Annotated in this window: 5 protein-coding genes; 2 read left to right on the forward strand and 3 right to left on the reverse strand. The window is 69.9% G+C overall.

What is annotated here, in order from left to right; genetic code table 11:
- Window positions 1–911: GNAT family N-acetyltransferase (locus VFZ20_RS10560; RefSeq protein WP_329683834.1), on the forward strand; the 911-nt coding region annotated here is incomplete at its 5' end.
- 305 nt (window positions 912–1,216) lie between these two features.
- Here VFZ20_RS10560 and VFZ20_RS10565 read toward each other — a convergent pair.
- The 3 genes from VFZ20_RS10565 to VFZ20_RS10575 all read right to left on the reverse strand — a co-directional run bounded on the left by VFZ20_RS10565 (window position 1,217) and on the right by VFZ20_RS10575 (window position 4,925).
- Window positions 1,217–2,827 (reverse strand): hypothetical protein, encoded by a 1,611-nt coding sequence (locus tag VFZ20_RS10565; RefSeq protein ID WP_329683835.1) that lies wholly within the window; start codon window positions 2,825–2,827, stop codon window positions 1,217–1,219.
- Between the two features lie 395 nt (window positions 2,828–3,222).
- Window positions 3,223–3,945 carry a hypothetical protein gene (locus VFZ20_RS10570; protein WP_329683836.1) on the reverse strand — a complete coding sequence of 241 codons (723 nt, stop codon included), beginning with the start codon at window positions 3,943–3,945 and terminating at the stop codon, window positions 3,223–3,225.
- Complete coding sequence (locus VFZ20_RS10575) at window positions 3,942–4,925, reverse strand: ABC transporter ATP-binding protein (protein WP_329683837.1); 984 nt, start codon at window positions 4,923–4,925, stop codon at window positions 3,942–3,944. Before VFZ20_RS10575 ends, VFZ20_RS10570 begins: the two co-directional genes overlap by 4 nt.
- Before the next feature lie 68 nt (window positions 4,926–4,993).
- On the opposite strand from VFZ20_RS10575, the gene VFZ20_RS10580 reads away from it, so the two are divergent.
- Window positions 4,994–5,821: a phosphatase PAP2 family protein gene (locus tag VFZ20_RS10580; RefSeq protein WP_329683838.1), complete on the forward strand. Its 828-nt coding sequence runs from the start codon at window positions 4,994–4,996 to the stop codon at window positions 5,819–5,821.
- The last annotated feature ends 215 nt before the right edge of the window (window positions 5,822–6,036 follow it).

The following is a 6,036-nucleotide window of genomic DNA, read 5'->3' on the forward strand; positions in this document are numbered from 1 at the left end:
CCATCGTCAACCACCAGTACAACCAGTTCCACGCGCCGGACCGCACGGGCTTCTTCGGCTTCTTCGAGTGCGTGGACGACCCGGCCGTGGCCTCGGCGCTGCTGGACGCGGCGTCGGCGTGGCTGCGCGGGCGCGGCATGCAGGTGATGCGCGGCCCGTTCAACTTCTCCACCAACGACGAGTTCAGCTCGCCCGGCATCCTGGTGGACGGGTTCGACACGCCGCCCACGGTGATGATGTCGCACAACCCGCCGTACTACGGCCGGCTGATGGACGCGGCGGGGATGGGCAAGAGCAAGGACCTGCTGGCGTACTGGATCCAGCCCACCGTCCCGGACCGCCTGCGCACGACGATGGACCGGCTGGCCAAACGGGCCGGCGTGACCATCCGCTCCGTGCGGATGAAGGACCTGCAGGACGAGGTTCGCCGGGTGCAGGAGGTGTACAACGCCGCGTGGAGCCAGAACTGGGGCTTTGTCCCCATGACGGAGGCGGAGTTCCACCACCTGGCCAAGGAGCTGCGCCCCGTGGTGGACCCGGACCTGGTGCTGCTGGCCGAAAAGGCCGACGGCGAGCCCATCGGGTTCCTGCTGGCCCTGCCGGACCTGAACCAGGCGTTCAAGCACCTGCCCAACGGTAAGCTGTTTCCGTTCGGCGTGTTCAAGTTCCTGTGGCACCAGCGGCGCATTCGCACGGCCCGCATCCTTACCCTGGGCCTCAAGCCCGGCTACCAGCACCTGGGGCTGGGCGCCGTGATGTACTCGCGGCTGCTGGAGATCGGCATCGGCAAGGGCTACCGGGGCGCGGAAGGCTCGTGGATCCTGGAAGACAACCCGGAGATGTGCACGGCGCTGGAGAAGATGGGCGCCGACGCCTACAAGCGGTACCGCGTCTACGAACGCCCGGTGTGATCCCGGCCTGACGACGGTGGATGGATACGAGAACGGCCGCGCGGATCGCGCGGCCGTTCTGCGTTTCCGCAATCCGGAGGCTTTTGGTGTTCCTCGTACCAAGAGAAGCGTCATCCTGAGGAGCCGCCGCGCGGACTCTGCCCAGGCTTGGTCCCGGGCGGCGACGAAGGATCTTGTGTGCGAGACTCGGGGCCGACTTCCGCTCGCGGTGCCAGCCTTCGCGCGAGCGCCCCCTCCGCTCGCTTAGGCTCGCACCTCCCCCAAAAAAACCTGGGGGAGGTTGAACGGCGCTCTCATCCGGCGCGCTACTTGGGCGCGCGCTCGGCCAGGCGCTTGGCGTTGGCCTCGGGCGATTTCGGCTTCTCCTCCGGCGAGCGCCCCGCGGCGCGGATGCTGATGACCTTGTTCAGCAGGTCGAACCAGAACGGCGCGCCCAGCGAGATGGCGATGGCCGTCAGCAGCAGCCCCACGAGCTTGAGGAAGCTGGGCCACGTGTCGAACGGGAACAGATCCGCATGGTACCCCTTAGGCGCCAGCCCCTGCTCAATCTTGGTGAGCAGCCACCGCACTGGATTGCCGTTCTTCGGATATCTGTCGGAATCCTTCCTGATCAGGTGAGCGGCCACTGCCTGGTCGCGAGTCCAGCCCAGCTCGAGTTCCAGGCTGTCCACCCGCGCCCGAGCAATGCGATAGTTCCTTTGGGCCCGCCCCAAGGCTGTCGTGTCCGACTTTGTACTATCGGAACTTGCGCTCTGTCTTGAACTTGTCAGCGTCAGCGTCTGGCTGGTGTCCGCCCGTGCGGCGGTATCCACATCCGCCACCATCGCCTCCGCGCGGCGGACCATGGCGGCGCGCAGGGCATCGTCCGACTCCAGGCGGCGCCACATGTCGATGGTGTCGGCGTTCATGCAGCCGGCGATCAGGATGCCCAGGAAGAACAGCCAGCCCTGCGCCGTGCGCTTGTAGGCGCCGGAAACGCGGTCCATGGCGTTGTTGAACCACACCTCCACGCCATCGTGCAGCTCCTGCAGCTGCGTCTGCGCGCCGGCGAGGGCGCCCGCCAGCTGAAGCTGCAGGTCGGCCGCCAGCTTGTTGCCGGCCGTCGAAAGCCCGCCCAGCGTAACCAGCTGCTCCGTCAGGTCCAGCGGCGACTCCAGCTTGAGGATGCCGAGCACCTGCGCCAGCCGCACCTTCGCGAGCGTCTGCCGCGCGGCCGTGAGCGTTTCCGCGGTGGCATTGCTCGGGCTGGCGGCGTGCGCGTCCTGAGCATCCGCCAGCGCTTTCTCCGCGTCGGTGATCGCCTGGGCCAGCGTTGCCTTCGTGAGCGTTGCCCGCGCCGCCGCGATCACCTTGTCGGCCTGCTCCTTGTTCGTGCCCGGAGCGGCCGCGGCGGTCTGCGCGTTCGTCAGGGCCTGCCGCGCGGCGGTGACGGCGGGATCGGGATTCGCGGGCGCGGGGACCAGGTGTTCGAGACTCGCGTCCTTTCCATCCACCCCCAGCACGTCCAGCAGCGCGAGCGCAAAGGTGCGCGCCGGGATGTACGAGGGAAGCCGCGGATGACCCTTCGCGGGCCACGGCAGCCACGAGAGCAGCCTGCTTCTGCGCAGCCACCGCCACCACCGCGTCATCCACCCCTGGCGTGTGGCGAAGGGGCGGATCAGCCTGTGGTTGTAGAGCTGCTCCGTCAGCAGGCCCGCCCGCGTGGTCACCTTGGCGCTGATACCGTCCCGGGCCTGCCTGACCGCGCCGTTCTCGTCCAGGTCGTCCAGCAGGTGGCCCAGGCCCCGCGCCAGCTCCTTGCCGCGCAGGTTGAGCACGGCCGCGATGTACTCGTTGAGCGCCGTCGCGAAGAGCGCCAGCAGCAGGTAGACGAACACGAGGCCGATGACGACGTCCAGGATCTCGAATCCGAACATTGTGTTTCGCGGGGATGCTGGGAGGAGACGCGCCGGGGGAGGATACGCAGACGCGGAGAGTTGGATGGACCGGCGGATGCTTTTTCGCGGATTTCGAGTGTCCGCGGAAGCGCGACGTTACGCGTTTTCGGCGGGGTTGGTGGTTATCGAACGGGAGCCGCGTCATATCAGATGCGGAGCGCGAGACCCTGACGTGGCCGAAGCCTGCCTGCGCGGAAGGCGGAGATCGCACGCGGATGCCGGCTTGTTGCTTCGCGGGCAAGATCCTTCGTCGCCGCCAAGGCTCGCGCGGTGGGCTGGATCGCGCGGCGGCTCCTCAGGATGACACGTCTCGCGCGCGAAGGGGTTTCCCTGCGCGCCGGAGGAACGCGTCTTCGACGAAGCCGATCAGCGACTTAGGGCCAGTCGCGCAGCTTGAGGAGCAGGCCGGCCACGAGCAGCCAGAACACGCCGTAGCCGGCGATGAACGCGCTGGGACCCCACGCGATCTGGCCGCGCAGCAGGCCGTCGTACACGTCGGACAGGGCGAACTGCGGGGGGAGCACCAGCGAGACGGCGTCGTTCAGCGGCTTGGGGAGCGGGCGCGCGCCCAGCGAGGCCACGTAGAACCAGAAGTAGTTGAACACGGCGAGCACCAGCGCCGCCCATCCGTCTCCCCGCGGCAGCGCCACGGACAGGAACGCGATCATCCCCCCGAACGCCAGGGCGGCCAGGAACGCGATGTACATCCCGCGCCATCCACCCTCGAACTGCCCCCACGCCACCACCTGGCTGATGACGAGCCACAGGACGCACGCGACCATCACGGTCACCAGGGCCAGCACCCAGCGCAGGCCGTAGAACGCCAGCGGCCGCGTGGGATGCGAAAAGTACATGCGGTAGTACCCCTGCCGGCGGTCGTGCGAGATGAACCCGCCCAGCATCACCAGCATGGAAAAGCCCGCCAGGTTGGACAGCGAGGTGGCGAGCCCCAGGGCGCCCAGGTCCAGCTGGAACTCCTCGGGGATGGCCTCGCCCGGGTGCTGGTGCAGGCCGGGGTCCAGGAGAAAGAACGCCACGCACAGCAGCACCACCAGCGCCAGGCGCGGCAGCATGTTGCGGATGAGGATGGGGATCACGCGGTGCCTCCCTTTTCGCCCGCCGTGCTCGCTTCCGCCTTGGCCGCGGGGGAGGCTTTCGACGAGATGCCGTGCCGGTAGCGCTGGCGCAGCGTGCCCGCCTCGGGGACGATGGCGCGGACGACGACGCCCCGCTCCAGCAGCGCCTGCAGCCTGTGCGTGAGGTCGCGCGGCGAGCCGGCCTCCACGCGGAAGGCGTGCGCCTCGCCGGGCACGGGGAGCGCGCCGGGAAAGGCGGCCTCCACGCGGCGGCCGGCATCCGTCCCCTCAACCTCCAGCCGGTACGCCGGCACGGGCCCGCCGCCGCCGCGCAGGTCGATCACCTCGCGCACGCGGCCCTCCGACAGCACGATCGCCCGCTCGGCCACCCGCTCCACCTCCTCCAGGTCGTGCGACGCGTAGACGAGCACGCGCTGCGGGTCTGCCCGGCGCCACTCCGCCAGGATGTCGCGCACGCGGGCCACCCACTCGGGGTCCAGCCCGTCCGTGCCCTCGTCCATGATCATTACCGTGCGGTCGGCCAGGAGCGCCTGGGCCAAGGCCAGCCGCTGCAGGTTGCCCTTGCTGAGGGCCGCCACGCGCCGCCTGGCGATCTCGGCCAGCCCCAGCCGGCGCATCCACCGCTCCACGCGCTCCTTGGGCTGGTCCACCTCGCCCAGCGCGGCGAACGCGTCCAGGGCGCCGCGCACGGTCCACGAGGGCGGCAGGGACACGCGGTCGGGCACGTAGGCAATGCCGTGCCGCTCCGCGTAGTCGCGGGGCAGCATGCCGCCCACCTGCACGCCGCCGCGCGTGGGACCAATGTAGCCCAGCAGCAGGCGGATGAGCGTGCTCTTTCCCGCGCCGTTGGGCCCCACGAGCCCCACGGCGGTGCCGGGCGGCACCTCCAGCGAGATGCCGTTCAGGGCGCGCACGCGCTCGCCGCGAAGGCGGGCCAGCGGACCGCCGAACTCCTTTGCCACGTCCAAGAGCCGGATCATGCGGGGGAGCGTAACGGCGCGCGGGGCGCCGTCGCAAGTGCGGCATGATGCCTGCGCGTTACGCTTGCATGAACACGCGATCCGGACCGCCCCTGGAGCGCCGGGCCGAGCCCCGCACGGGCGCGGCCAACCGGCTGCGGAGCCCCATGTTTGGCCTGCTGCGGCTCATTGGCCGCAACGTGCGGGGCTTTCACGCGGCCGTGGGCATCTTCCTGGTGGCCGGCCTGGCGCTGGTGACGCTGGCGGCCGCCGTGTTCGCCCTCATCGCCAGCGCCGTGGTGCGGGGGCAGACGCAGGCGTTCGACGACGCCATCCTGCGCTTCATGGGCAGCCACGGGGCCGCCTGGCTGGACAACGTGGCGCTGGAGGTGACGGCGCTGGGCGCGCGCGTGGTGGTGTACATGGTGGTGCTGGTGGCCAGCGCGTTCCTGTGGCAAAGCCGGCACCACTACTCGGCGGCGCTGCTGTGGGTGGCGGTGCTGGGGTCGGGGCTCATCAACACGGTGCTCAAGGTGTCGTTCAACCGTCCGCGGCCGGACGTGTTTCCCTGGCGCACGCAGCACGTGGGCCTGGCGTCGTTCCCCAGCGGGCACGCCATGACGAGCATCGTGGTCTATGGCACGCTGGCGTTCCTCATCGCGCGGCTGGCGCCCACGCCGCGGCTCAAGCGGCTCACGTGGGCGCTGGCCATCCTGGTGATCCTGCTGGTGGGGTTGTCGCGGCTGTACCTGGGCGTGCACTACCCGTCGGACGTGCTGGCGGGCTTCGTGATCGGCGGGGCGTGGGCCATCACCTGCGCGCTGGGGATGGAGGCCGTGCGCTACTTCCGCACGCGCCGGCCGGAGGTGGCCCGGGATGAGAAGGACCTCGACGCCCCGGTCATCGGCGGGGATTGAGGACGGGGGATTCAGGCGGGGGCAGACGGAGCGGCCAGTTGGCGGACGGAGGTGGATGGATCCGGCGGATCAGCCGATCAGAGGAGGACGGATCGGCGGATCGGCCGATCAGCCGATCGGAAGGACGGATCCAGAAGACAGGCGGGCATCCAGCGGGGCGCCCCCTCCGGGCTCGTAAAACTCGCCCACCTCCCCCAAAACTGCTGGGGGAGGTT

Source organism: Longimicrobium sp. (assembly GCF_036280135.1).
GTDB lineage: Bacteria > Gemmatimonadota > Gemmatimonadetes > Longimicrobiales > Longimicrobiaceae > Longimicrobium.